Annotated in this window: 28 protein-coding genes and 1 other RNA gene; 15 read left to right on the top strand and 14 right to left on the bottom strand. The window is 45.3% G+C overall.

Annotation, left to right across the window (positions count from 1 at the left end; all coding sequences use genetic code 11):
* Positions 1-193: 193 nt before the first annotated feature.
* Together IRQ95_RS16360 and IRQ95_RS16355 are read left to right on the top strand one after the other, a co-directional pair.
* A complete protein-coding gene (locus IRQ95_RS16360; RefSeq protein WP_194437922.1) occupies positions 194-1,114 on the top strand; it encodes a DUF808 domain-containing protein in 921 nt (306 codons plus the stop codon).
* 164 nt (positions 1,115-1,278) lie between these two features.
* Entirely contained in the window at positions 1,279-2,790 is a 1,512-nt protein-coding gene (locus IRQ95_RS16355) for a PTS transporter subunit EIIC (RefSeq protein ID WP_194437921.1), read from the top strand.
* A gap of 107 nt (positions 2,791-2,897) precedes the next feature.
* On the opposite strand, the gene IRQ95_RS16350 is transcribed toward IRQ95_RS16355, so the two are convergent.
* The 3 genes from IRQ95_RS16350 to IRQ95_RS16340 all read right to left on the bottom strand — a co-directional run bounded on the left by IRQ95_RS16350 (position 2,898) and on the right by IRQ95_RS16340 (position 6,576).
* Positions 2,898-4,217, bottom strand: a complete 1,320-nt coding sequence (locus tag IRQ95_RS16350; protein ID WP_194437920.1) for an MBL fold metallo-hydrolase RNA specificity domain-containing protein — start codon at positions 4,215-4,217, stop codon at positions 2,898-2,900.
* A gap of 225 nt (positions 4,218-4,442) precedes the next feature.
* A complete protein-coding gene (locus IRQ95_RS16345; RefSeq protein ID WP_194437951.1) occupies positions 4,443-5,990 on the bottom strand; it encodes a bifunctional GNAT family N-acetyltransferase/carbon-nitrogen hydrolase family protein in 1,548 nt (515 codons plus the stop codon).
* A 292-nt stretch (positions 5,991-6,282) separates the two neighbouring features.
* The gene (locus tag IRQ95_RS16340) at positions 6,283-6,576 is read right to left on the bottom strand and encodes a hypothetical protein (RefSeq protein WP_194437919.1); all 294 of its coding nucleotides are present in this window, start codon (positions 6,574-6,576) and stop codon (positions 6,283-6,285) included.
* 330 nt (positions 6,577-6,906) lie between these two features.
* Between IRQ95_RS16340 and IRQ95_RS16335 the strand changes: the two genes are divergently transcribed.
* Positions 6,907-7,506 (top strand): DUF2913 family protein, encoded by a 600-nt coding sequence (locus IRQ95_RS16335; RefSeq protein ID WP_194437918.1) that lies wholly within the window; start codon positions 6,907-6,909, stop codon positions 7,504-7,506.
* Between the two features lie 73 nt (positions 7,507-7,579).
* On the opposite strand, the gene IRQ95_RS16330 is transcribed toward IRQ95_RS16335, so the two are convergent.
* Positions 7,580-8,842, bottom strand: coding sequence for a mechanosensitive ion channel family protein (locus tag IRQ95_RS16330; protein ID WP_194437917.1), 1,263 nt, complete (start codon positions 8,840-8,842; stop codon positions 7,580-7,582).
* 296 nt (positions 8,843-9,138) lie between these two features.
* Between IRQ95_RS16330 and IRQ95_RS16325 the strand changes: the two genes are divergently transcribed.
* The 4 genes from IRQ95_RS16325 to IRQ95_RS16310 are packed head-to-tail and all read left to right on the top strand — an operon-like array spanning position 9,139 to position 12,619.
* Entirely contained in the window at positions 9,139-10,020 is an 882-nt protein-coding gene (locus IRQ95_RS16325; RefSeq protein WP_194437950.1) for a metal ABC transporter substrate-binding protein, read from the top strand.
* Positions 10,017-10,904, top strand: coding sequence for a metal ABC transporter ATP-binding protein (locus tag IRQ95_RS16320; protein ID WP_194437916.1), 888 nt, complete (start codon positions 10,017-10,019; stop codon positions 10,902-10,904). The genes IRQ95_RS16325 and IRQ95_RS16320 overlap by 4 nt, the downstream gene beginning before the upstream one ends.
* A complete protein-coding gene (locus tag IRQ95_RS16315; RefSeq protein WP_194437915.1) occupies positions 10,897-11,778 on the top strand; it encodes a metal ABC transporter permease in 882 nt (293 codons plus the stop codon). The genes IRQ95_RS16320 and IRQ95_RS16315 overlap by 8 nt, the downstream gene beginning before the upstream one ends.
* Positions 11,771-12,619, top strand: coding sequence for a metal ABC transporter permease (locus IRQ95_RS16310; RefSeq protein ID WP_194437914.1), 849 nt, complete (start codon positions 11,771-11,773; stop codon positions 12,617-12,619). The genes IRQ95_RS16315 and IRQ95_RS16310 overlap by 8 nt, the downstream gene beginning before the upstream one ends.
* Before the next feature lie 112 nt (positions 12,620-12,731).
* Here IRQ95_RS16310 and IRQ95_RS16305 read toward each other — a convergent pair whose 3' ends face one another.
* The gene (locus tag IRQ95_RS16305; protein ID WP_194437913.1) at positions 12,732-13,340 is read right to left on the bottom strand and encodes a short chain dehydrogenase; all 609 of its coding nucleotides are present in this window, start codon (positions 13,338-13,340) and stop codon (positions 12,732-12,734) included.
* 99 nt (positions 13,341-13,439) lie between these two features.
* Here IRQ95_RS16305 and IRQ95_RS16300 point away from each other — a divergent pair, with 99 nt between their 5' ends.
* Positions 13,440-14,336: a LysR family transcriptional regulator gene (locus IRQ95_RS16300; protein WP_194437912.1), complete on the top strand. Its 897-nt coding sequence runs from the start codon at positions 13,440-13,442 to the stop codon at positions 14,334-14,336.
* A gap of 61 nt (positions 14,337-14,397) precedes the next feature.
* Here the strand turns inward: IRQ95_RS16300 and IRQ95_RS16295 are convergent, their stop codons facing one another.
* From IRQ95_RS16295 to smpB, 4 genes are all read right to left on the bottom strand, one after another.
* Complete coding sequence (locus tag IRQ95_RS16295; RefSeq protein WP_194437911.1) at positions 14,398-14,904, bottom strand: GNAT family N-acetyltransferase; 507 nt, start codon at positions 14,902-14,904, stop codon at positions 14,398-14,400.
* A gap of 103 nt (positions 14,905-15,007) precedes the next feature.
* Positions 15,008-15,973: an HNH endonuclease gene (locus IRQ95_RS16290; RefSeq protein ID WP_228481461.1), complete on the bottom strand. Its 966-nt coding sequence runs from the start codon at positions 15,971-15,973 to the stop codon at positions 15,008-15,010.
* Positions 15,974-16,227: 254 nt separating this feature from the next.
* Positions 16,228-16,595, bottom strand: a transfer-messenger RNA (tmRNA) gene (ssrA, locus tag IRQ95_RS16285).
* Between the two features lie 67 nt (positions 16,596-16,662).
* The gene (smpB, locus tag IRQ95_RS16280) at positions 16,663-17,148 is read right to left on the bottom strand and encodes an SsrA-binding protein SmpB (protein ID WP_075652281.1); all 486 of its coding nucleotides are present in this window, start codon (positions 17,146-17,148) and stop codon (positions 16,663-16,665) included.
* A gap of 119 nt (positions 17,149-17,267) precedes the next feature.
* Between smpB and IRQ95_RS16275 the strand changes: the two genes are divergently transcribed.
* Entirely contained in the window at positions 17,268-17,711 is a 444-nt protein-coding gene (locus IRQ95_RS16275) for an SRPBCC family protein (RefSeq protein ID WP_194437910.1), read from the top strand.
* Positions 17,701-18,054 (top strand): RnfH family protein, encoded by a 354-nt coding sequence (locus tag IRQ95_RS16270; protein WP_194437909.1) that lies wholly within the window; start codon positions 17,701-17,703, stop codon positions 18,052-18,054. Before IRQ95_RS16275 ends, IRQ95_RS16270 begins: the two co-directional genes overlap by 11 nt.
* A gap of 73 nt (positions 18,055-18,127) precedes the next feature.
* On the opposite strand, the gene bamE is transcribed toward IRQ95_RS16270, so the two are convergent.
* From bamE to IRQ95_RS16255, 3 genes are all read right to left on the bottom strand, one after another.
* Positions 18,128-18,487 (bottom strand): outer membrane protein assembly factor BamE, encoded by a 360-nt coding sequence (gene bamE / locus IRQ95_RS16265; RefSeq protein WP_194437908.1) that lies wholly within the window; start codon positions 18,485-18,487, stop codon positions 18,128-18,130.
* Positions 18,488-18,642: 155 nt separating this feature from the next.
* A complete protein-coding gene (gene recN / locus IRQ95_RS16260; RefSeq protein ID WP_194437907.1) occupies positions 18,643-20,307 on the bottom strand; it encodes a DNA repair protein RecN in 1,665 nt (554 codons plus the stop codon).
* Positions 20,308-20,538: 231 nt separating this feature from the next.
* A complete protein-coding gene (locus tag IRQ95_RS16255; RefSeq protein WP_194437906.1) occupies positions 20,539-21,396 on the bottom strand; it encodes a LysR family transcriptional regulator in 858 nt (285 codons plus the stop codon).
* Between the two features lie 102 nt (positions 21,397-21,498).
* On the opposite strand from IRQ95_RS16255, the gene IRQ95_RS16250 reads away from it, so the two are divergent.
* Positions 21,499-21,888 carry a YybH family protein gene (locus IRQ95_RS16250; RefSeq protein WP_194437905.1) on the top strand — a complete coding sequence of 130 codons (390 nt, stop codon included), beginning with the start codon at positions 21,499-21,501 and terminating at the stop codon, positions 21,886-21,888.
* Positions 21,889-22,777: 889 nt separating this feature from the next.
* Positions 22,778-23,173, top strand: coding sequence for a GIY-YIG nuclease family protein (locus IRQ95_RS16245; RefSeq protein WP_348541624.1), 396 nt, complete (start codon positions 22,778-22,780; stop codon positions 23,171-23,173).
* 127 nt (positions 23,174-23,300) lie between these two features.
* On the opposite strand, the gene nadK is transcribed toward IRQ95_RS16245, so the two are convergent.
* Positions 23,301-24,185 (bottom strand): NAD(+) kinase, encoded by an 885-nt coding sequence (gene nadK, locus IRQ95_RS16240; protein WP_194437903.1) that lies wholly within the window; start codon positions 24,183-24,185, stop codon positions 23,301-23,303.
* Between the two features lie 144 nt (positions 24,186-24,329).
* Between nadK and grpE the strand changes: the two genes are divergently transcribed.
* Together grpE and IRQ95_RS22450 are read left to right on the top strand one after the other, a co-directional pair.
* Positions 24,330-24,935: a nucleotide exchange factor GrpE gene (grpE, locus tag IRQ95_RS16235; RefSeq protein ID WP_194437902.1), complete on the top strand. Its 606-nt coding sequence runs from the start codon at positions 24,330-24,332 to the stop codon at positions 24,933-24,935.
* Positions 24,936-24,943: 8 nt separating this feature from the next.
* Positions 24,944-25,114, top strand: coding sequence for a pentapeptide repeat-containing protein (locus IRQ95_RS22450; protein WP_194437948.1), 171 nt, complete (start codon positions 24,944-24,946; stop codon positions 25,112-25,114).
* 39 nt (positions 25,115-25,153) lie between these two features.
* On the opposite strand, the gene IRQ95_RS16225 is transcribed toward IRQ95_RS22450, so the two are convergent.
* The gene (locus tag IRQ95_RS16225) at positions 25,154-25,504 is read right to left on the bottom strand and encodes a four helix bundle protein (protein WP_194437901.1); all 351 of its coding nucleotides are present in this window, start codon (positions 25,502-25,504) and stop codon (positions 25,154-25,156) included.
* Between the two features lie 69 nt (positions 25,505-25,573).
* On the opposite strand from IRQ95_RS16225, the gene IRQ95_RS22240 reads away from it, so the two are divergent.
* The coding region (locus IRQ95_RS22240) for a hypothetical protein (protein WP_228481460.1) at positions 25,574-25,759 on the top strand (186 nt) is incomplete at its 3' end.

The raw sequence follows: 25,759 nt of genomic DNA, 5'->3' as shown, positions 1-25,759 counted from the left end.
ACTGAAAACTAAGTTTTAACAGTCTGAATTTGTTTAAAAAGGCGCCATAAATGGCGCCTTTTCTGTTTCATGGACATCTTGCCATCCAACAATGCGCGTACCAAGTCGGGGTTTTTGGCTTATGATGATCTAAAAGCTATTTTTTGCGCGTGTCGTGCGCAAGATAGGCATTGCAGATGAGTAAGGGTAACCAATGGCAGGACTTAGTTTACTGACGCTTTTAGATGACATTGCAACGGTGCTTGATGATGTGGCATTGATGTCAAAAGTGGCGGCTCGAAAGACCGCTGGCGTGTTAGGAGATGATTTAGCGCTTAACGCGCAGCAAGTATCAGGTGTACGAGCAGAGCGTGAAATTCCGGTGGTATGGGGAGTGGCGAAAGGTTCGTTTAAAAATAAGCTGATATTGGTTCCCGCAGCATTATTGATTAGCTCGATAGCGCCGTGGTTAATCACACCACTGCTGTTGATTGGTGGTTTGTTTCTTTGCTTTGAAGGGGCAGAAAAAATCCATGAAAAGTTTTTTCATCACCATGATGCAGAATCTCACGGCTCAGAGGAAGATCAACAGATTGAACAAAGTGAAGCGGATTTAGCCGACTATGAGCAGCGAAAAATCAAAGGTGCGATCCGAACCGACTTTATTCTCTCGGCAGAGATTATTGTGATTGCGCTTGGCACCGTGCAAGGACACCCGTTTATTACGCAGGTGTTAGTGATGAGTTTAATCGCCATCCTAATGACTATCGGTGTGTATGGCTTAGTGGCGGGCATTGTTAAAATGGATGACCTTGGCTTTTATCTTCAGCGTAAGAGTGCAGGCAAAGGCGTAATGGGTTCGCTCGGTGACGGCTTAGTTGCCACTGCGCCTAAATTGATGAAAATATTGACGGTGGTGGGCACTATCGCGATGTTTCTTGTGGGGGGGGGAATCGTAGTGCACAGCTTGCCGTTCGTTCATCATGGCTTAGAAGGTGTATTGAGCATATTACCGAGTGTGCCTTACGTATCCGCAACGTATTCGGTGATCGGTAATGGCATTGTGGGTCTTATCAGCGGCTACATTATTCTGGCGGTCATTAGTCTGTACCAGCGGGTGAAACCAAGTAAATAGAGTATTTGGATCATCATGATCCAAATACTTGTAGAGCGCGAAATCGTGCGCTAACTGATTGTAAGAGCAGACTTACAAACCTATAGCAAATTGCAACCTTAGACTGGATATCAATCGATAGAATTGTTGTTGGCAACGTGTATAACAACAAATGGATTATAACTATGATAGAAGGTCTAAAAGGTGGTCTATCCAAGCTTTCCTCCATCGGGAAAGCTTTGATGTTACCAATCTCTATTCTCCCTGCCGCAGGTCTATTATTGGCTTTCGGCGCAAAACTCGACATGCCGCTAATGATGCGCGCTGGTGGGGTTATTTTTGATAACCTCGCTTTGCTGTTTGCGGTTGGTGCAGCGGTCGGCTTAACCAAAGAATCTGGTATTGCAGCACTTGCGGCGATTGTGGCGATGGCGGTGATGAATGCCACGATGGGCGTCGCATTAGGTATTACGCCTGAAATGGCAATGGCGGGTGGCCGCTATGCGATGGTGATGGGCATTCCAACCCTGCAAACCGGTGTTTTTGGTGGTTTGATTGCCGGTATACTCGCCGCATTCATGTATCAAAAGTTCTTTGATACCAAACTACCAGACTTCCTTGGCTTCTTTGCGGGTAAACGCTTTGTTCCTATTGTTACTGCATTTTCGGCGTTCCTGATTGGTTTGATCCTGCCTTACATTTGGTCTTACATCCAATCAGGTATCGACGCGCTCTCGCATATGGCGAATAGCGGTAATATGTACATCTCTACCTTTATTTATGGCTTTATGGAGCGTGCCCTGATCCCGGTTGGTCTGCACCATATTTTCTACAGCCCTTATTGGTTCTCGTTCGGTGAGTACACTACCGCGGCAGGTACAGTGGTTAATGGTGACCACACGATTTGGTTCAAGATGCTTGAAGATGGCGTGAAAACATTCTCAACTGAAGAGTATGTTGATGCGGGTAAATTCCTATCAGGTAACTTTGCTATCTACATGTTTGCTTTCCCAGCAGCGTGTTTAGCGATGTACCACGAAGCCAATGACAAGAACAAAAAGATTGCCGCAGGCATCTTAGGTTCAGCTGCATTAACCTCGTTTGTCACTGGTATTACTGAGCCAGTTGAGTTTGCCTTTATCTTCGTTGCGCCGCTGCTGTACGTGTTCTCAGCCATTATGGCGGGGGTCTCTTACGCGGTGACTTATGCACTTGATGTTCATATTGGTAAAACCTTCTCTGCAGGTATTATCGATTTCGTTTCATTTGGTGTATTACCAGCGATGGATGGCTTTAAAACCAACTGGGTGAACGTTCTATTGTGGGGCTCGTGCATGTTCGCGATTTACTACTCAGTATTCCGCTTTGCGATTCGTAAGTTTGATTTCAAAACGGTCGGTCGAGAAGATACTGAGCGTAAAGAAATCACGCTTGAAAATGATGAGCTAGCAGCAGAAATTACTAAACTGCTTGGCGGACGTGGCAACATCACTACTGTTGGCGCCTGTATCACTCGTTTGCGTCTTGAAGTGAAAGATCAGTCATTAATTGATGAAGATGGTATTAATGATCTTGGTGCTATGGGCGTAATCAAAGTCGGTAAGCACGGTGTGCAAGTGATTCTAGGCGCAAGGGCGCAGTTTGTTGCTGATGCCATGAATAGTGGAGCCAGTGGTCATCAACCTGTTACCGCTTAAAGGTAAGCACGCTTAATTTAGTCAATTAGCACTCCCCTTTAGCAATAGAGCTCCATTCTTGTATTAGATGGAGCTCTTTTCTTATCGGTCATATTGAGGTTATTCAGTTACTCAACCACTTGATAGCCTAAATTACGCAGTTGCGTAGCAAACTCTCGTTTACTTTCGTCTTCGCCATGAATTAAGTGGATGATTTTAGGCTTGGGCTCAATGCCTTGAATAAATTTGAGCAAATCAGCTTGGTCTGCATGGGCTGAATAGCCAGACATCGTGTGTACTTGAGCGTTAATTTCCACTTCTTCTTGATCAATGTCGACTAACATCTCACCACTTTGAATTGCACGACCAAGGGTTCCTTGAGCTTGATAACCCGCCAGCAAAACATCCGTGCGTTCATCTGGTAGTAGCGCCTTAAGATAATCCATGATCCGTCCGCCTTGACACATTCCAGATGCAGCCACGACAATCGATGCTTCGCCAGTTGATTTCAGTCGATTCACCAGTTTGAGATGGTATCGGTGGTCATCGACAGTGATGCATTGCTCAAATGCCAGTGGGTGACGTGAAGCCGCCAGGCGGTCTTTGGCTTCTTCTCCCCAGAGCTTTTTAAAGCTTCGATATGACTCAGTGACTTTTTGCGCCATGGGTGAGTCGAGAATAATCGGTATATTGATATCGATTTTGTGCTCATAGATCAGCTGCTCGATATCGAATAATAGCTCTTGAGTCCGACCAACACTGAAAGCGGGGATCAGTATCGCACCGCCATCAGCTAAGGAGCGATCGATGATCGCCTTCAACCGTTCGGCGCGGCTCTCTATTTCATCGTGACGCTTATTTCCGTAGGTGGTTTCAATCAGCAGATAATCCGCTCGTTCGGGTGAGATTGGGTCGGGCAGTAGTGGTGTATTACTTGGGCCTAAATCACCGGAAAACAGCACGATTTCGCCATTACCTAGCTGCACTTCGATGTAGGAGGAGCCGAGTATGTGCCCCGCGGGCTGAAAACGCGCTTTAAGTGGCAATTTGCCTTCTGGGTCGATGCTAAACCATTGGTTATAAGGTTGTGGGCGTAGTAGACAGTCGATTTGATTGAGGACGTATTGGACTTCTTTATTGTTGAGTCCAAGTTGAAGTTTTAGACCATCTTCAAGCATCAGTGGAATCAGTTCTGCGGTCGCTTCCGTGCAGTAGATAGGTTGATAAAAACCATGTCCGACTAACCAAGGAACTCGACCAATATGATCGATATGAGCATGAGTAAGCAGTAGGGCAGAGATGTGTTCGATAGCAAAGTCGATTTCTAGTGGCCGCTCATCTGCGCCTTGAAACAAACCGCAATCAACTAAGATAGATTGACCATCAGAGCTGAGTTCATGGCATGAACCCGTCACCGTATGTTTACCACCATGATGCACTAATTCCATATCGACCTCCAAAGCAGCGTTAGCGCGTTGCACTTGATCATCCAGAATAGTTTTCTCGTTCTACTTTACTCAACCGTAGTCGAATTAACTGTGAGGAAGTAACGGTTATTGATGCTTTTTGTTGTAAGCCGAGTGGGCCTTTTTACGAAGCGAAAGGTTATTTGCTAACAGGTTGCGAGTAGAGAAAGCCGCGAGGCTGGGCTCGCGGCTGGCTGTCGGGTCGGGTTACTCTTCGTTTGGTCCCTCTTTGGCGCAAGTAAAGCCGCCATAGAGATCAAGTCGACGGTGACGGAGGTTCGTCACTGAACCCTCGGTATTGAGCTGCTTGAGTTTGGTGAGATCGACATCGGCAAAGATGATCATTTCAGTATTGGCATTGGCTTCGGTTAACGTCGCATCATGTGGGAAGTAGATATCCGATGGCGAGAACACCGCAGATTGTGCGTACTGAATATCAACGTTATCCACTCTTGGCAAGTTACCTACGCTGCCGCCAATCGCGACATAGCACTCGTTTTCAATCGCACGTGCTTGTGAGCAGAGTCGAACCCGTTGATAGCCGTTTTTAGTGTCAGTCCAAAATGGTACAAATAGGATCTGCACCCCTTCTTCTGCCATCATGCGCCCCAGTTCAGGGAACTCACTGTCGTAACAGATCAAAATACCCACTTTACCCGCATCGGTTTCAAATACATGCACCTTGTCACCGCCATCGATGACCCAGTCTTTCTCTTCATGCGGGGTAATGTGGATCTTATCTTGGGCGTTGATTTGACCATCACGTTGCAATAAGTAAGCAACGTTATACAATTTACCATCACGGATCTCCGGCATGCTACCGGCAATGATGTTGATGTTGTAGGTCACCGCCATTTGAGAGAAACGATTTTTGATCTCTTCGGTAAACTCGGCTAAAAAGCGGATTGCTTCTACCGAATTTTGCCCTTTTTGCAGCCCCATGAGTGGCGCGTTGAAAAACTCAGGAAACAGTGCAAAGTCGGCCTTGTAATTAGCAAGTGACGAGATAAAGAATTCGGCTTGGTCGATTAGGTCATTCAAATCGTGCATCGCACGCATTTGCCACTGTACCACACCAATGCGGACTAACGTTTTCTCGACATCATGGATAGATTCAATGTCTTCTTCATAAAAGAAATTGTCCCATTCTAGTAGGGTGGCATAACCCTGTGAGGCGTCATCTTCTGGCAAGTAACCACGCATGATGCGTTTAACATCAAAGCCGTTCGCAAGCTGGAATGAGAGGATCGGGTCGTGTAACTCTCGGCGTTGTACTTTCTCGATGTACTCGGTCACGCTCAGTTCATCGGCGTGCTGGTGGTAATTGGGGATACGTCCACCGGCTAAAATCGCCTTATAGTTTTTACTGCGACAGAGCTCTTTGCGCGCATCGTACAAGCGGCGGCCTAAACGTAAACCACGATAGTCAGGGTGAACAAATACATCCAAGCCATACATCGCATCGCCAGTTACTTGGTTTTGAATCACATTGTTTTCATTGATGATATCAGTGTAAAGGTGAGGCAAAGAGAAGCGGTTGTAGTTGACCTTGATGGTGAGCGCAGCACCGACTATTTTACCATTGTCCTCAATACAAATTTGCCCATCGGGAAACTGATGGATCAGATCCATGATGGTTAAACGTGGCCAAGATCCACCCACATCATGAAAAACGAGGTCCATTAGTGTGGCGAGTTCAGGGTAATCTGTGGGTTCAATTGTGCGCAGAGAAAGCTTGGGAGTGTTGCCATCCATATATTCTGCCTGTCCTTTTTTCTTTTCTTCCATTAAATATACCCAAGTAGCCTTTCTCGCTTCTCGGCTCTCAAACCTCAGTTCTCAACCGTCAAAGCCACTTGGGTATAGTTATGGATCAGAATGCCAGAGTTTAAGTATGGCAAACATATTAAGAACTCACAGTTTCTATACGTTACGGTAAAGGTTTTCATTGGAGACGACAAAGAATTTTATTTTGTCGGTTTAGGCGAATAAAAAACCTCCAAAATGGAGGTTTAACGGCAACAGTGTTCTTTATCGGTTTAGGACACTACATCAAATCCCGCATTAACACTTCGTATTCTTCGTTAGCTTCTTCAATAAGAGTGGAGAGTTCCAATGCGTCAGACACCGCTAAATTACATTGCCAAGGCACGGAATGTTCTTTACCACTCACCTCGATACAATTGCCTTTTGATTTGAAAGTCAGATCGTCAAACTCGGTAGTGTGATGCTCCTGAAGTTCGATGATCTCCACGTCTAGTTTTCCTATCGGGTTAACTTCAAAGTGGGCATGTAAGTTAGGGCGGTTGGATAAACAGTATTTTCTATGGGTTGCAATCATGGCTGCCTCCTTGCTTTGGCATACTCATTATTGAGTCTAGTCAACTCAACTTGAAGCTTGCATGAAATAAACATGAAGCTTGATCCACCGCAAGGTCGATGAATATTTAATAAATTGAGTCAAATTGTGGCATGGAAGCACTGTTGGTTTTTCATCCCACTGTACAAGCATTTTATATTTGGTTATTCTCTTGCCTCTTGAGCTAACAAGCCCAAAAAGGTTACTCAACATCGCTGCATTGAGACAGTAGATGGTTATCTGGTTAGCAACAACCAGCGCCTGCACAATAGGCATGAGTCTTTCTCTCGTTACCCTAGTTAATAAGTAGTTTTGAAACCTCTTTTATCACCACAAGAACGCATTCATTTATTACTTAGAGAATTGGCTCTAAGTGCTTTGTTACACATTGAATTTCATCAGCTCGATAAAGGGCGTCGCCTCAATGTCGCTGACAAGAACTCGCTGTTTCGCCTTTGGCTAAAAAAGCAAGCGGCTTCGCAACGCTATAAGCTGTTGAAGAAGAAAATTAAAGTATTGATTCAGCATTCACAAGGTAATAACTATAACCTTGAGAAGATGTTCCTTGAGTTGATTAATTTCAGTGAGGGCGACTCTCTGACTCAACTTGAAGAGTATTTGTTATTAGTGCGCTCAATCGAGAAAGATCTGGGTTTGACTGTGCTACTTTCCTCTCCGCACGACGTTGATCTTAACTTTCAACAGGGTAAGGACTTTGTTTGTGTTCTCGCCGCGGATCTCAATAATCACTTCTCTGCTGAAGGCAACATGGTGGCTCCGATTACGTTTTTGGTCAGAGCAAGTGTCTATGAACGCTCTGCAGTGTTAAGCTCTGTGTATAAGTTTGAGCAATTTAGCCATAATGTGCTTTACGAAGACAGTGAGTTTTTACGCTTTGAATTGAAAAGCTAGTACTTGTGACTAAAACAACGACTCAGAATGCTAAGGGCCAATCAGATGATTGGCCCTTTTTACTCGCGAGGGGTTAGCTTAACTTGATGTGTTGAGCATCGTGACTGGTTAAGGTTTGATAAGGACGCAGTCCAAACATCGGCATCGCGGAGTAGATATGATCGAACAAATCCGCTTGAACCCCTTCATACGTAGCCCAATCGACATCATTACAAAACGCATACACCTGTAGAGGAATACCTTCAGGAGTCGGCTCAAGCTGTCGAACCATAATCAACATATATTGATGAATATCGTTATTGGCGCGCAGATAAGCATTAAGGTAAGCGCGGAACAGCCCCAGATTGGTCATTTGGCGCAGGTTGCCTGTCTCTCTATCTTCTACTTCTAGACCTTGATTGTACTCGTCAATATCACGAGATTTCTCATAGATATACTGACGTAAAATGCGGATTTTCTTCAGTGATTCAATTTCCTCATCGTCCATAAAACGAATCGAGGTTACATCAATATTCACCGCACGTTTAATGCGTCGGCCGCCTGAATCTGACATCCCTTGCCAGTTGATGAAGGCGTTTTGCACCAGTGCGTATGCTGGCAACATGCTGATGGTGTTATCGAAGTTTCTCACTTTAACGGTGGTTAACGAGATCTCCTCTACCGTACCATTGGCACCGTAAGCATCCATTTGAATCCAATCATTGAGGCTGATCATTTGGTTAGCCGAGAGCTGAATACCGGCGACAAAACCCAGAATTGTGTCTTTAAACACCAGCATTACAAAGCCAGTCGCGACACCTAAACCAGAGAGGAAAATTACCGGTGATTCATTCGCAAGGATGGAAACTGCGATTATCAGGCCGACAAAGAAGGTAAACAGCTTCGTCAGCTGGACAAAGCTCTTGATTGGCATCTTACGCGTGATGCCTTTAAAGGTGGCAATGTCGTTAAGGGCGTCGAGTAGAGCAAACACCACCCAAGTGACCATCAGCACAATCAATATACCCAATAGGCGATCGAGAATACCTGCCAGCAAGCTGTAATGCCCAACCGCGATTGGGATCAGTACATCGAGAATCATCACAGGGATTAATAAAGAGATTTTCCCGAGTAGGTCGTATTTGGCTAGGCTCTCACTGAGCGGTTTATTGGTTTTTTGCAGTACGTTTTTCACCGAGCGAACAATGACGTGGTGGACAATTAGGTAGCTTATGACAGCAATCGCCAACACGGACAAAACAAATACGCTGGTTAGTTCAATGCCATAAGGATCACTGTTGATTCCTACATCAGCGAGTTTGGCTGCAATGTAATTACGTACATGATGTTCCAGCAAAATATCATCCTCTGTTTTTATAGTTTATGAGGTTCTTAATCGTACCCAGAAAGTGAATTCTGAATCGTTTTTGAAATTGTAGCTGCCATTTGGCAAGGGCGATTTGATTTTATTCGCGCTTTTTAATCAGCATGTTATCAGTACGTGAGAGGAAATGCATGGAGAGAGAAGTTTGATCTCGAGATGATACTAAGTAAAGAAGTCGCAAAACAAAGTAAAATATCGCTTTACTTGTAAATGATAACCATTATCATTAAGTGGTCATCGATACTTTTACCACAGGGAATGAAATGAAAATGAATTTTAGAGCTTCGCTTTTTACCGCCATCGCATTATGCAGTTTTAGTCTTCCAGCATTAGCGAAGTTTAAGGTAGTGACTACTTTTACTGTGATTCAAGATATCGCACAAAATGTGGCGGGTGACGCTGCGGAAGTTGTGTCTATTACCAAACCCGGCGCGGAGATCCATGGTTATCAACCCACCCCCAAAGACATAGTCAAAGCACAAAAAGCAGACTTGGTGGTGTGGAATGGCATGAACCTCGAATTGTGGTTTGAGAAATTTTTTCAGAACGTCAAAGATGTTCCATCTGTTGTAGTGACAGAGGGGATCAAACCGATTTCTATCTATTCGGGGCCTTATACAGGAAAGCCGAATCCACACGCATGGATGTCAGCCTCCAACGCGCTAATTTATGTCGACAACATTCGTGATGCATTGGTTAAACATGATCCGGAAAACGCCGATGTCTATCGCGCTAATGCCAAACAATATAAGTCGCAAATCTTGGCTCTGGATGCCAAAAATCGCGCGGCATTCTCTGATATCGCGGTGGACAGTAAGTGGCTTGTGACCAGCGAAGGTGCGTTTAGTTACTTAGCTCATGATTACGGCTTTAAAGAGGCATTCTTATGGCCAATGAATGCTGATCAACAAGGTACCCCTCAGCAAGTAAAATCTCTGATCGACAAAGTTCGTGATAATCAAATCCCAGTGGTTTTCAGTGAAAGTACCATTTCGCCAAAACCGGCTAAGCAAGTCGCGAAAGAGACCAATGCAAATTATGGTGGTGTCTTATATGTGGATTCACTGACGACCGCTGATGGTGCAGTACCGACTTACCTTGACTTGCTCCGCGTGACAACTGAAACGATCGCTGAAGGATTTGCTTTATGAGTAATCAAGTGAGCATCGTGGCAAACGGTGTTGGTGTTGTGTATAGCAATGGACACAGTGCAATTAATGATGTCTCGTTCTCACTCGAACAAGGCACGATTTGTGCCCTAGTTGGAATCAATGGTGGCGGTAAATCGACACTGTTTAAAGGCATTATGGGGTTGGTTGATTTAACTTCCGGTTCGATTCAATTAGCCGGTTTAAACGTCAAACAAGCGCTTAAACAAAACTTGGTGGCGTATGTTCCCCAAACCGAAGATATCGATTGGAATTTTCCGATACTCACCCGTGATGTGGTGATGCAAGGTCGCTATGGCTACATGGGATTTTTACGCATTCCAAGCAAAGCTGACCATCATGCCGTCGATGGAGCGATGGAGAAAATGGGTATCGCTCATCTTGCCAGTCGTCAAATTGGTGAATTGTCTGGCGGGCAGAAAAAGCGTGTCTTTCTTGCTCGTGCTTTGGCGCAAAAAAGCAAAATCATCCTGCTTGATGAACCTTTTACCGGCGTGGATTTCAATACCGAGAACGTAATCATGGCCTTGCTCAAAGAACTACAAGAGCAGGGGCATTTGATTCTCGTTTCCACGCATAACTTAGGCAGCGTGCCTGATTATTGTAATCAAGTACTGTTTATCAATCGCACCATTATTGCCGCGGGCTCAATTGAAACCACTTTCAATCAAGAGAACTTGCATGCCACCTTTGGTGGGGTGCTAAAACAAGTTGATATTGCGGGTAAAACGCTGCACAAAGACGATGACGAACGCAATATGTTGATCATCTCTGATCATGATAAACCCGCCGTGTTCTACGGAAAATCCAAGTCAGAGGCGGTGATAGTGAGCGATAAAAATTCGGGGAGCTCTCATCATGTTTGATTTGCTTCTCGAGCCTTTTGGCTACCAGTATATGACCAATGCGCTGATCGCCGCCGCGCTGGTGGGGGGCGTCTGCGCGTTTTTATCCGCTTTTTTAGTGCTTAAAGGCTGGTCTTTGATGGGCGACGCCTTGTCTCATGCCGTGGTGCCCGGTGTGGCGGGGGCGTATGCACTCGGCTTACCATTTTCAGTTGGCGCATTCTTTTCTGGTTTTCTTGCTGCGGGCAGTATTTTTTTTATTAAGTCTCTCTCTTCACTGCGTGAAGACGCCATCATAGGTTTTGTTTTTACCACCTTCTTTGCTGCGGGTATGTTGATGATTTCGCTTAACCCGACTTCTGTGGATGTGCAAACCATTATCTTCGGTAACATCCTCGCTGTTGATAGTAGTGACTTACAACAGATGCTGATCATTGGTTGTGTCTCGTTAACCATTTTGCTGTTCATCTGGAAAGACCTAATGCTGCTGTTTTTTGATGAAAACCAAGCCGCCTCAGTTGGACTATCGGCCGGTAAACTCAAAGTACTGTTTTTCGCTCTGCTCAGCGCTTGCACGGTCGCCTCATTGCAACTAGTGGGTGCGGTATTGGTGATTGCTTTAGTGATTATTCCGGGCGCGACCGCTTATCTATTGACCGATCGGTTTGGGATGATGTTAACCCTTGCGACGGTTATCGGTGTGGTCTCAGCACTATTTGGTACCTATTTGAGCTACTACCTCGATGGCGTAACCGGTGGTTTGATTGTTCTTACCCAAGCCGCGCTGTTTATTGTCGCGTTTCTATTTGCGCCTAAATATGGCTTGCTCAAGACGCGCTATTCCATTCAGTTGAGAACTGCACAAACCAAGCAATGGAGAGAGCGTGATGTTTGAATATTTCATTGAGCCACTGAGCTTTAGCTTTATGCAAAATGCGCTGTTCGCTGGCGCAGCGGTAGCGATTGTATGTGCGGTACTCTCTTGCTATTTAGTTCTCAAAGGCTGGGCACTGATGGGCGATGCGGTTTCTCATGCGGTGTTGCCGGGGGTGATTCTCGCCTACGTGCTGGCTCTGCCCTTAGGTGTAGGGGCATTTGTCTCCGGGCTCGGCTGTGCCTTGCTAACCGGTTACGTCAAAGATAATAGTCGTATTAAGGAAGATACGGTGATGGGAATTGTATTCTCAGCGCTTTTCGCTCTTGGCATCGTGCTGTTTGCCAAAATTGAAACCGAGCATCACCTGACTCATATTCTGTTTGGCAACATGCTTGGTGTATCGAGCGCCGATATGTGGCAAATCATCATCACTTCAGTCATCGTGACTTTGGTGCTGACGGTAAAATACAAAGATTTTATGCTGTATTGCTTTGATAAAAGCCACGCTAAAGTTGCAGGGTTAAACGTAAAACTGCTGCATTATGGTTTACTCACGTTGATGGCATTGGCGATTGTGGCCTCAATTCAGATTGTTGGTGTGATCATGGTTGTGGCGATGCTGATAGGGCCGGGCATCATTGCCATGATGCTGACCAAGCAGTTTGGTTGGATGATGTTTACCGCGTGTATTGTTTCGCTGCTCAGCACTTTCGCTGGGGTAGTGGTGAGTTACCACATTGATGGTGCCACCAGTTCATGCATTATCTTAATTCAATCTGCACTGTTTATTGCCGCATTGGCATTTTCTAAGTGGCAGAGCAAAGCCTCACATCGTCAACTAAGCCAAGTCGCTCATTAGGGAACACAAGTTACTCAGTAGAGGACATGGGGGCAAAGAGATCCCCCCCAATAAAGAGCAATGCCAGTCTGTGACTGGCATTGATGTTCTATCGTAAGTGTTTACGATGTGGTTAGTTGCCAGCAAAGGCTTTAAAGGTTTTACCATTCTCGATGCCAAGAGCACTGCGAAGGTAAAACTGCGCCACGTCTTTGGCATCGATTGAGTGAAAGCCAGGGAAATAGTCACCATAGATAGACAGCGATTCAGTGACCACGGTTGGGCTAACGGCATTAATGCGAATACCACGCGGCAGTTCGTGGGATACTGCGGTAACAAAATGCTCAAGGGCGCCATTAAGTGTCGCTGCGCTGACGCCATAAGCAATTGGGTAATCGGCGATGATGCCACTGGTCAAAGTAATACTGCCGTTGTCATTTAAGTAGTGAAGTGCAATCTGGCTGAGGTTAACTTGTCCCATCAGGCGGCTATTAATACCGGCGTCCCACTCTTCACGACTGATTTGTTCAAAGGTATTGAAAGCCACATCGCCAGCCGCACAAATGATGCCATCTACTTTGCCAATTTTATCTAACGTCGCTTGGACCGAATTGGCATCCGCGATATCGATTTGCACATCACCACTGTTTTTCCCTGCGGTGATCACTTGGTGGTTGTGGGTAAGAGCCTTAGTGATTTCTGAACCGATAGTACCTGCTGCGCCAATAACTAAAATTTTCATAATTTCTCTCCGTTGTGTTTACGTTTTGTATCTTATTCCCTTGAGTGTTGCGGAAAAACCACACAAAATGAGCGCACTGTTTACTAAATGGTGTTAATCATGAATCTCACCTATCTACAAACTTTTTTGACCGTGGCGCAAGAAGGCAGCTTTACCAAGGCCGCAGAGGAACTGGATGTTTCCAAAGGTTTGGTGTCGCGCCATATTCAGCGATTAGAAAGCTCACTAAACAGTAAGCTGTTCCATCGCACCACGCGCTCGATTAGTTTGACGGAGTCAGGGCGTGATTTACTGACCCGCGCGCAACAGATCCAGCTATTAGCCACCGAGGCGGAAATGCGTGTGCGAGATATGGCGCAGGAGATCAGCGGCGAGCTACGTATTACTGCACCATTAGAATTTGGTCGTTCACTGTGCCAAAGGGTGATTCCCAACTATTGCCAACAAAACCCCAAAGTCGAGGTGATTTGCGATTTCGGTCCCGGAAAAAAGCGTATTGAGCTAGGTGAGTTTGATGTGGCGATTCGTGCCTTTGACGCGCTGCCAGATGATGTGGTGGCGAAAGATCTCGGCTATATGCGCAATGTGTTGGTGGCGGCGCCTGCCTACTTAGATTCTGTCGCGGAAATTACGATAGACAATCTCGAACAGCAGCGATTTATTCTCAATAGCCAAAACGAGCGCTGGAATCATCTGCAATTGGTGCGGGAGGATGAAACGCTATTCAAGCAGGTGATTGGTAATATTCGCGCCAATACCTATACGGCGATTTTGTCTTTAGCGCAGCAAGGGATGGGGCTTGCTTGCGTGCCGTTTATGCACGCAGAGAATATGATCAATCGAGGCGAGCTGGTGGAGGTGTTGCCAGAGTGGTCGGTGAAATCTCATAAGCTCAGTTTGATTTACGCCCAGCGTCGAATCACGCCCTCAAAGTTGGTGAAGTTTAATCAAGCGGTAATTGAGTGGTTGCGGGCAAACCCAAGGTATCTGATTTAGGATCAGCAATATAATCTGCCAAGTATTTACTCAGGACTTGGCAGAATAGATAACTCACCACTTAACGTTGGTATTGGTACAAGTTATTGAGCATGTCATAGAGTTCCATGGGCTGTTTGAACTCGAACCCAACCGCTTTAAGCAGTTTATTCGATCTCAAATTGTCTGGCAGGGTAACCGCAAGCACGGTATCCAATTGACACGCGCTCATCGTGCTCGTCAATACTTGTTTAGCCGCTTCACTGGCGTAGCCTTTGCCTGCAAACTCATCTAAAAACGCATAGCCCAAATCAGGGTGTTCCAACTCATCTCTTTTTAGCACGCCACACATACCAATTGGCGTCTGGCACAGCTTGAGTACCACCAAGCTAAGACCAAAGCCATACTTGGCGTAGCTCGCCATCGGACCTTGTTTTAGGTAATTGATTGCGTCTTCTTCTGTGCGCACATTCTTATCCGCGATGTAGCGAATAAACGAATCTTGATTCAGTAAGCGCACAATAAACTCGGCGTCGCTCAACTCAAAATGACGGACAATCAGCCTTTCTGTTTCACATACCACTGTCATGTGAATTTCCTCTGAACGTATAAAATAGCGTAATCGCAGAGATTACTAATCAAAGCTGATTTTGCCACAGATTCTAATGTTATGAGTTGAGGTAGATGAAGTATTACTGCGCCTTTTCTTGATTAAAAAACGTTTCGATTTGATGTTTAGCGCGCTGAGTTAGAAGCTCGATATCTCTGTTGTCATCGACGATATGCATTTTTCGATGGCAGTTAGGGCATAAGGCAACAGTATTTTCAGGCGTATCTTCACCACCTTGAGATAGCCAAATAATATGATGTGTTTCTAGATACGCCGTGCCTTTTTTGTCATTGAAAGGTGCTGGCTGTAAGCATAATTGGCAATTTCCTTTTGCTAGCCTTTTGGCAAACTCAGCGACCCAGACGTTTCTTTCATATACGTTGGTTTTCACTCTGGTTTTACTTGGCTTTCTTGTTGAGTGTTCAACTCGAAGCGCAATCTCTTGATCATTGAGCTTTTTAGCTTTGTTTTCTTTTACTTGGTAAGTGTGTTGTCGGTCTTCTGCTGTTATATACCGGCGTGAGGATTTTAATGTTAAGGGAAAAACATAGACTGTACGCTCTTGTCCTTCGCGATCCGGTTGGATTTCAGTGTACGGTTCAGAGCACAAAATGACTTGTCCAGCATAGGTATATTGCTTGTCTTTAAAGACTTCAAATAAGTGAAGCCCCACACCATTGCTATTCGATTGATGTAAAGTTTTATTCTGCGCGAAATTTAGGCTTTGATGGCCAGTTGTTCCCATTCCAGTGTAATGAAGAACATCATTATCCCATCTGTCTTCATAGATAGATTCAATGTGATTAGATACTAGAACTAATGTGTTCGTAGAGTTGGATTTGCGCATACCACCTTGAGGGCTACAGCCAAAGATATCGCAGAGTTGTTGATTGGTTAATTTATCGCCTATTTCTAGCTGTTCAATAGTATGTGTGCTCATGCTTGTCAGTACCGCTAACTTTTTGTTATTCAAACAAACTTTGATAGCAGTGTGGCATGGAACTAAAATATGCAACAAGTGGTTATGTCTTCTTTTGATTATTTCCATGACGCAAATTTCTGGTCGTTTAAACAAAAAAATTTAGCCGTGATTAGAGGGGGGATGGATAGGCGATAAATGTATTGGTAACACGAGTGTATTTCTTTAAGGCGTGTTACCAAACGTGTTACTAAGGGATTTGGGTAGGTGGTAAACCCTGTATAGGGTCGTAGATGGATATACATTAGTTAGTCGTTATCTACTTGAAATTACGACAAATACAAAAAGGGCCAACTCTTTCGAGTTGGCCCTTTCCAAACGTTTGGTGGAGCTGGCGGGAGTTGAACCCGCGTCCGAAAACCTTTCATCATTGGTACTACATGCTTAGTCGATCTTTAATTTCACCACCGACCTGCGAACCGACACGCTAGCTGATGGCTATCCTGAATTATAATTCGTCGTTCATCTCTCAGGCGGGAGAATCCGGACTAGCGCGTTTGGGTTTGATCCCTCGTTGGTCCCCGTCTTACGTGCGGAAGCTAGGGCGAGAGAGCTCTGAGCAGGTTATTAAGCTGCTAGTGCGTAGTTTTCGTCGTTTGCGACTATTTTTTTGCGGTTTGTTAACGAGGCCTACCGCACCTCGGCATGCACCTCAGACTTCTGAATTCCCGTCGAATCCTAAATCAGCCCCAAGTGTTGGAAGCATAGTACCAGAAAAGCTAGGCCTGTCTAGTACTCTACCTCTTAAGTGGTCAAGATTAGCGCAATCCGCTCTTCATTACGCGCGCTTTTTCACGAGCCCAATCTTTTTCTTTAAGATCAGTACGTTTATCGTGCAGTTTCTTACCTTTCGCTACACCAATCTTAATCTTCACCCATGAGCGAGACCAGTATAGTGATAGCGCAGCTAGTGTCATACCTTCGCGGTTAATTCGACCAAACAAGTTGTCGAGTTCGCGACGGCTCATTAGTAGTTTACGCACGCGTGTCGGGTTTGCGACAACGTGGGTCGATGCTTGATTAAGAGGAGTGATCGTCATGCCGCTGATAAAGGCTTCTCCGTCACGCATAAACACATAGCTTTCTGCGATATTGGCTTTGCCTTGGCGTAGGGCTTTCACTTCCCAGCCTTGTAGCTCCAAGCCAGCTTCTATTTCATCGTCAATGAAGTATTCGTGGCGAGCTTTCTTGTTAAGCGCGATAGTATTGCTACCCGCTTTTTGTTTTGAATTTTTCTTTGCCATAATGGCGACATTATACGGTGCACTGATGGGTTAGCAAATCCCTTTATTTGCGCTGAAGGCAAATAAAAGTAAAATTGCATAGAGCTTAACGCTTAGATCGTTCTGAAGTAGGAGAATATATGAAGCAAGTCACTCGTTCTGCGTTGGTGTCATTTAGTGCCGAGCAGATGTTTGATCTAGTTAATGATGTAGCCAGTTACCCAGAGTTCTTGCCTGGTTGTTCAGGTTCACGCGTCCTTGAAGCGAGCGCGTCGGGTATGGTTGCTTCGGTAGATGTCTCTAAAGCAGGGATCAGCAAAACTTTCACAACCTCCAATGAGCTTGTGGCTGGTGAGGCTATTTTGATGAGCCTAGTGGATGGCCCATTTAAAACCCTTAAAGGTGGCTGGTTCTTTACTGCCCTTGATGAACAAGCGTGTAAAGTTGAGCTAAAACTGGAATTTGAGTTTTCCAGCAAGATGATTGAAATGGCTTTCGGCAAAATTTTTAATGAGCTGACCGGTAATATGGTGAATGCTTTCACTAAGCGTGCGAAACAGGTGTACGAGTGTTATGAGTATTGAGTCGGATATGATTCATGTTGAGGTAGTGTTCGCACTGCCACACGAGCAACGTGTGTTTACTCTAGTAGTAAATAAAGCGATGACGGTTGAAGAGATCATTGCACAATCGGGTGTACTTGAGTTGTACCCAGAGATTGACCTGAAAGAGAACAAAGTTGGCGTATATAGCCGTAATGTGCGTTTAGACGCCACAGTGCGCGACGGCGATCGCATTGAAATTTATCGCCCGCTATTGGCCGATCCAAAAGAGATTCGTCGTAAACGTGCCGAGCAAGCAAAAGCCGCTGGCGCAGCTGATCCGGTAACCGGTGGTAAACCAAGCCCTCAGCGTAAAACCGATTAAGCACGATTAGGCGCAGAGAAAAACAAAGGCTCGCAGTTGCGAGCCTTTTTAATGTTTTGAATTCTGATTGGTATTAATTAATGCTTTCGTAGAAAGATTCACTGATTGGGTAATCACCAGTGACTTCTACTAGGCGATCTTGATCATCAAAGCTCACGATCAGGTCACGTTGAATCGACGGTTTATGACCTTCAGTATGGGAGTAGATGTAATACCAAGTATTTGGGAACCCATTTTCAACTAGCATTGGTGAGCCCATTACAAAGCGCACTTGCTCCTTGCTCATACCAAACTTTAACTTATCTACCGCTTTCTGCTCGATGTAGTTGCCTTGGTTAATATCAATGCGATACACCAATTTTTCCAACAGTGAGCAACCCGTTAGCATTGTCATAGCGAGTGGTAGTGCGATTAGCCACTTTTTAAATTGCATACTCAAATTCTTGTAACTATCCATTTGTTTATCTGGGCTGATAATAAACAAGCTTGCCCCTAATGTAAAAAGCTCATCTTGTTTTGAATTACTTCAGACCATGATTTTTGAATTAGGTTGCAAAGTCACGACACAAATCGGGCAAAAATTTGTGGTTACGCAGCGATAAGCAGTTCGCGAGCATTTGCTAGAGTCGATTCCGTGATTTGACTACCCCCTAGTAGGCGTGCCAGCTCCGCTACGCGTTGTTCTTCTGCCAGTTGATTCATCTGCGTTTCTGTTTTGCCTGCTTTGGTTTGCTTAGCGACAAATAACTGTTGGTGCCCACAACCTGCTACTTGAGGTAGATGCGTTACACACAGCACTTGGGTAGACTCGCCAAGTTTACGCAGCATTTTTCCAACTACCGCCGCTGTTGGGCCACTGATACCTACGTCCACCTCATCGAAGATCAGGCTAGGGGTATCAACTTTCTGTGCGGTGATCACTTGGATCGCCAGTGAAATACGGGATAGCTCACCACCAGAAGCCACTTTGGCGATTGGCTGCATTGGTTGGCCAGGGTTGGTTGAAACCACAAAACATACGCTGTCCAAACCTAGTGGCGATGGATGCGTACCTTGGTTACTTACCTCGATACTAAACTGCGCTTTTTCCATGCTCAGCTCATGCATGCTTTCGGTGATGAGCTTGTTGAGCTCTTTGGCGTAACGACAACGAGATTTATGCAGTTTTTCCGCGCTAGATAAAAATGCTTGGTATTTGGTTTCGACGTCTTGGGCAAGCTCATCAAGCTTTTCATCTGAGCAATCAAGCTGTTCAATTTGCGCTAATAAGTCTTGATGGTGTTGGTATAGCTCTTCTGGCAACACGTGGTGTTTACGCGACATCGACATTACTTTTGAGAAACGCTCTTCCACAAAGGACATGCGTGCAGGATCAACATCGATGTTATCAAGGTAGTTACGCAGCTCACTGTTGGCTTCTTCCACTTGAATGATGGCTTCTGCCAGCATATTTGGCAGTTCAGCCAGTTTTTCATCCAGTTCAGCAAGCTGAATTAAGGAGTGATTGGCTGATTGCAAAATACCAAGCGCATTAACTTCTTCACCTTCATAAATAAGCTCGATGGCTTGTTGGCAAGTTGAGGCAAGTTCTCCGCTATTGGACAAGCGTTTGTGCTCTTGTTCGAGTTCTTCATACTCTTCCTCACCAAGTGAAAGTTCATTAAGTTCTTTGATTTGGTATTCCAACAGCTGTTTCTGAGCTTGATTTTGTGCGCTATTTTCGCGTAGCTGTTTTAGGTTGTTGTCCGCTTGACGCCATGTTTGGTAAGCGTTGCGGGTACTTTTTAGCAAGTTTAGGTGTCCGGCGTATTGATCGAGCATCGCCAGTTGGTATTCACTTTTCATCAACTGATGATGAGCGTGTTGACCGTGGATATTAATCAGCAGTTGCCCTAAAGATTTAAGTTGAGAAAGGGGAACAGGGCTACCGTTAATAAAGGCGCGTGAGCGGCCATCTTTGGTGATGGTGCGACGCAAGATGCAGTCATTGCTATCTAACAGTTCATTATCTTCTAACCAGCGGGTGGCGTGGAGGTTATTCTCCAGTGAAAAAGCCGCACTTACTTCGGTTTTTTCCTCACCTTGACGCACCATTGAAGCTTCAGCGCGGCCGCCTAAACACAACCCTAACGCGTCAATCGCAATGGATTTACCTGCACCAGTTTCACCTGTAATGGTGGTCATGCCTTTAGAAAGTTCTAGCTGCAAAGATTTAACAATAGCGAAATTATTAACACTTAAATGAGCCAGCATTTTTATTACCTGTTTAAATGAACAATACTGTATATAGACTCAGTATATACTGTTTCTTTATACAGTAAATACAGGTAACCAAAAAATTGTGAGGAAAGTGGAGGAAAATCAAAGTTAATTTACATGCGTTGCTTATTTCTTGGCTGTTTTGTAGAGGAAATAAGCAAAGGGCCGTGATCTAAGTGATTGCTATGTATGGCAAAAATAATGCAGCGGCTCAGTTTGACTGACTTAGTTTGATAAACGTTTTGCTAACATTTCTATGCTTTTTTGCACCGCTATCGGTGGGTGTGCGTTGAATGCGGTGAGGGCGAATACTGTGTTGGTCGGCAGTGTCCATTGTGGGGTGAGATTGACGATTTCTGTCGATGTGTGTACGAGATAAAAGTCAGGAATTAGGCCAATGCCAGCACCTGCACGGATCAGCGCAAGGCAGCTATGAAACGAATTTGTCATGCAGGTCGCGTTGCTAGTAAATGGAGGTACATCACCCGAAGTGGCTTGAAATTGGTGTTTGTATTGTTGTCCTTGCCAAGAGTTGGCGATATAAGCCAAATCTTCCAACGGTTTGCCGATCAAAGTGGCGTTGCCACATAACACATCACGAAACTGTCCAAGACGTTTTTGTTTGAGCGTGCTGTCGGGTGAGTTACCAACTCGAATAGCAAGGTCGATGTCGTGCTGCATGAAGTCGAGTCGTTGATCGTCGTTAATCAGTTCAGGGCGCAGTTTCGGGTACTGTTTGATGAGCTCTGCGATCACCGGAGCGACGAGTGTATCCATGAGTGCGTGTGGTGCGGTAATGCGGATTCTTCCCGCTGGTTCGGCTTGGTGTTGGCGTGTGCTATCCCACGCTTGATCGGCAATGGTGTTGATGTTTTTACAACTCAGGTAGAACTGTTCACCCAGTTCAGTCAGAGCTTGGCGGCGTGTCGTGCGCTTTAATAACGTTACGCCGAGTTCATGTTCAAGGGCTTTGAGATGCTGACTGACGACTGATTTGGAGAGTTCGAGTTTATCTGCTGCAGCGGAAACGGAACCTTGTTCCACTATATGAGCGAAGATCGACATTTGTCTCAGTCTAGTCATTATTGTTCTCTTTTTCTAAACAGTGTTTTCTATTACCTTTGTATTTCATTGTAATTAATCTGCCTACACTTGGGGTATCAAAATTATTAATGAGAAATGGATATGACAGTGAATACTACCGAGCAAAATGTAGTGTTAGCGGCGTGCAAACAAGGCATTAAAGCGTGGCAAACAGCGTTTAATCAACAAGATGCAAAAGGCTGCGCGGCTCAGTATCAAGAGAGTTGCACTATGCACGCTCGACCATTTGGTGAGTTTACTGGGCGCGAAGCGATCCAAGCTTTTTGGCAAGGCATCATGGATAAAGGATTTAAAGATGTCGATTACACCGAAGTAGAGTGGCAACCTCATGGTGACGATGCATTTATTCTGTCTGCTAAGTGGACCATGAACCAAGCCTTCGGAGTGGTGCACAAAGAAGTATGGCAACTAGAAGCCGACGGCAAAGCCCGTCTAGCCAGCGATGACTTTGAAGTCTTGGGTGAACGTTAATCGTTGCTTTGTTGATGTCATTCCATGGAGCGCGCAAGCGTGAGCAGGGTAGCTTACTTTTGTGGTTTAAAAGCGAGATTCCCAACTCGGTCGTTCCTCCCTCTCGGGAATGACTAACTTTTATTTTTGTCATTCCATGGAGCGCGCAGCGCGAGCAGGGAATCTTGTTTTTGTGGTTTAAAAGCGAGATTCCCAATTCGGTCGTTCCTCCCTCTCGGGAATGACTAACTTTTATTTTTGTCATTCCATGGAGCGCGCAAGCGTGAGCAGGGGAGCTTATTTTTGTGGCTTAAAAGCGAGATTCCCAACTCGGTCGTTCCTCCCTCTTGGGAATGACTAACTTTTATTTTTGTCATTCCATGGAGTGCGCAGCGCGAGCAGGGAATCTTGTTTTTGTGGTTTAAAAGCGAGATTCCCAACTCGGTCGTTCCTCCCTCTCGGGAATGACTAACTTTTACTTTTGTCATTCCATGGAGTGCGCAGCGCGAGCAGGGAATCTTGTTTTTGTTGTTTTAAAAGCGAGATTCCCAACTCGGTCGTTCCTCCCTCTCGGGAATGACTAACTTTTACTTTTGTCATTCCATGGAGTGCGCAGCGCGAGCAGGGAATCTTGTTTTTGTGGTTTAAAAGCGAGATTCCCAATTCGGTCGTTCCTCCCTCTCGGGAATGACTAACTTTTATTTTTGTCATTCCATGGAGTGCGCAGCGCGAGCAGGGAATCTTGTTTTTGTGGTTTAAAAGCGAGATTCCCAATTCGGTCGTTCCTCCCTCTCGGGAATGACTAACTTTTATTTTTGTTATTCCATGGAGCGCCTAAGCGCGAGCAAGGAATCTAGTGTTTTTCGTTTAAAAGCGAGATTCCTAACTCGGTTGTTCTTCCCTCTCGAGAATGACAACGCTGAAGTGTGAAAGAATTCCTCGGGCTTCATACTATTTCAATGCGACTGTATTAGCTTACCGTGGCAGATTAAGTCTTAAATTCTATGCCATTAAAATATCGATGAAACAACCAGCGGTTTACATCCTATCTAATCATACAAAACGAGCAATATACGTTGGGGTAACGACAAATTTAAAAGCGCGAGTATGGCAGCATAAGAGCGGTGTTTGTGAAGGGTTTACCAAGCGCTATCGAATTAACAGATTGGTATATTTCGAACTTTTCAGTGATATAAGAGATGCTATAGCTCGTGAAAAGCAAATAAAAAACTGGAAGCGTGCATGGAAGAACAATTTGATCGAACAAGTGAATCCTTCATGGAAAGATATGTATTCGGATATATAAATCAAAAAAGCGAAGCCCAAAGCTTCGCTCTTGTCCGTAAGTAAAGCGCAAGCTTTACGTTCCGTAATCCGTAATCCGTAATCCGTAATCCGTAATCCGTAGCCAAGCTTGTCTTGGCGTTCCGTTATCAGAACAGCTTACTCGACCAACCCAGCTTATTACGCAGTACATGGTAGTAGCTGTAGTCTTTCGGGTGGATCAGCTTTAGCACATTTGGGCTTTGGTAAATATGGATCTCATCACCCGGTGACACCGGCAGTGAAACTTGTCCGTCACAGCTAACCTCTTGCGTGCCACGGTTGTCTGGTGAGACCACGAGTTTAATGCGGCGTTTGCTATCAACCACCAGTGGGCGGCTTGATAGCGTATGCGGGAACATTGGTACCAGCGAAATGGCGTTTAAGCTTGGGGATAAAATTGGACCGCCCCCAGAGAGTGAATAAGCGGTTGAACCAGTTGGGGTTGAAATGATCAAACCATCAGAGCGTTGAGAAAACGCGAAGCTATCATCGATATAAACTTCAAATTCAATCATGTGTGCCACTTGTCCTGGGTGGAGCACCGCTTCGTTTAGTGCTGCATTGTGGCTTTTGATTTGTTTATGGCGATGAATTTCCGCTTCAAGTAAGAAGCGTTCTTCTTCGATAAATTCGCCGTCCAACACCGCTTTAAGTGCTGTCTGGAAATCTTCTGGGTTTAGATCGGTGAGAAACCCAAGGTTGCCACGATTTACACCAATAACGGAGATATCGAATCGTGAAAGCACGCGCGCAGCGCCCAGCATGTTGCCATCACCACCGACGACAATTGCTAAATCGGCAATTTTTCCAAGTTGGATAAGGCTCGCAAAATGTTCTTGTGGGATATCACTAAGAATGTCGTTTAAGCGATCGTCAATATATACGCTGTAACCCTCGGCAGTTAACCAATCAAACAACTCTCTATGAGTTTGAATTGCTTGTTGATCTCGAGGTTTACCGATGATGGCGATCACTTCAAAAGTTTTTTTCATGGCTTTTCCGGCACAATTAGGCTTGATTCGATAATCTTCATCCCCATAATAATGGCAAGTTAGCTAAATATGCGAATTTTTGTGTATTTATAGCGTGTATTCGTGACACGCGGGCAGCACAAATACGTGAATTCTGGAGATATCATGAGCAACGAAGAGAAAAAGATCCAAGAAGAAGAGCTTCAACAGCAAGAGACAGCGGTTGAGTCTGACGTAGAAGCAGTTGGTACAGACGCTGATATCGAATGGAACGAAGAGACTGAGCTAGACGTGCAAGAAGCGAAGATCGCTCAACTAGAAGCAGCTCTACTTTCTAGCGAAGCAAAAATTAAAGATCAGCAAGATGGCGTTCTACGTGCGAAAGCAGAAGTAGAAAATATGCGTCGTCGTACTGAAACTGAAATCGACAAAGCGCGTAAATACGCGCTTAATAAGTTTGCTGAAGAGCTACTGCCAGTAATCGATAACCTAGAGCGCGCTATCGCAGCCGCTGATGGTGAAAACGAAGCAGTTAAGCCACTACTTGAAGGCGTAGAACTGACGCACAAAACTTTCGCAGACGCAGTAGCGAAGTTCGGCTTGAAAGAAATTAATCCTGAAGGTGAAGCATTCAACCCTGAATTCCACCAAGCGATGTCGATTCAAGAAAGCGCTGACCATGAGTCAAACACAGTTATGTTTGTAATGCAGAAAGGTTACGAGCTTAACGGTCGCGTGATCCGCCCAGCAATGGTGATGGTTGCGAAGTAATCTTTTAGATTGCAAAAAACGCCTCGTCTCTCGACGGGGCGTTTTTTTGGAGCGCTTCGCTTACGGACGCTTCGCTTACGGACGCTTCGCTTACGGACGCTTCGCTTACGGACGCTTCGCTTACGGACGCTTCGCTTACGGACGCTTCGCTTACGGACGCTTCGCTTACAGGACGCTAGCGCTACGGAGCAATGGATGTTTGTTGTTAAGCTTTGGACTTAAGCTGTAAACCTACGATGTTTGCGGATTAGGCTAAACAGCATTTTACTTATTCGCTCACATTGCTCGCAAAGTAAGTCACAATCTGATTGAGGTATGTAATTGAGCTCTTTTGCCATCATCAACTGTGTTTTAAGTTCTCCAGTTGAACCTTTCGCAACGTTAAAAAAATACGCGGTTTCTTTATCGCTATACCTTTCAACACCCTCCGCGATATTGCTGGGAATGGATAATGCTGACCGGCGAATTTGATCGCGAAAAGCGTAGTCATTGGTGAATCGAAATTGCAGGTAGGTTTCTTTACACAATGCAAAGCTTAATTTCCATACGTCTAAGTTCTGGTATTTCATGGCGGTGTTCCCCCGTTTGCGAAAACGCTAGTTTTGCCGAAGGGCATTGCAATCTAGTGGGAAAATAGGATGAGAGTTTGGAAGTTGATTCAACAGTTGACAATGCTTGTCCCCAAAAAAACAAAATATCCCGCATCCCGCATCCCGCATCCCGCATCCCGCATCCCGCATCCCGCATCCCGCATCCCGCATCCCGCATCCCGCATCCCGCATCCCGCATCCCGCATCCCGCATCCCGCATCCCGCATCCCGCAT

It is taken from the genome of Vibrio fluminensis (genome assembly GCF_015278125.1).
Taxonomy (GTDB): Bacteria; Pseudomonadota; Gammaproteobacteria; order Enterobacterales; family Vibrionaceae; genus Vibrio; species Vibrio fluminensis.
The sequence above is the reverse complement of the archived record's forward strand: the minus strand, read 5'-3'. Positions and strand labels throughout refer to the sequence as shown.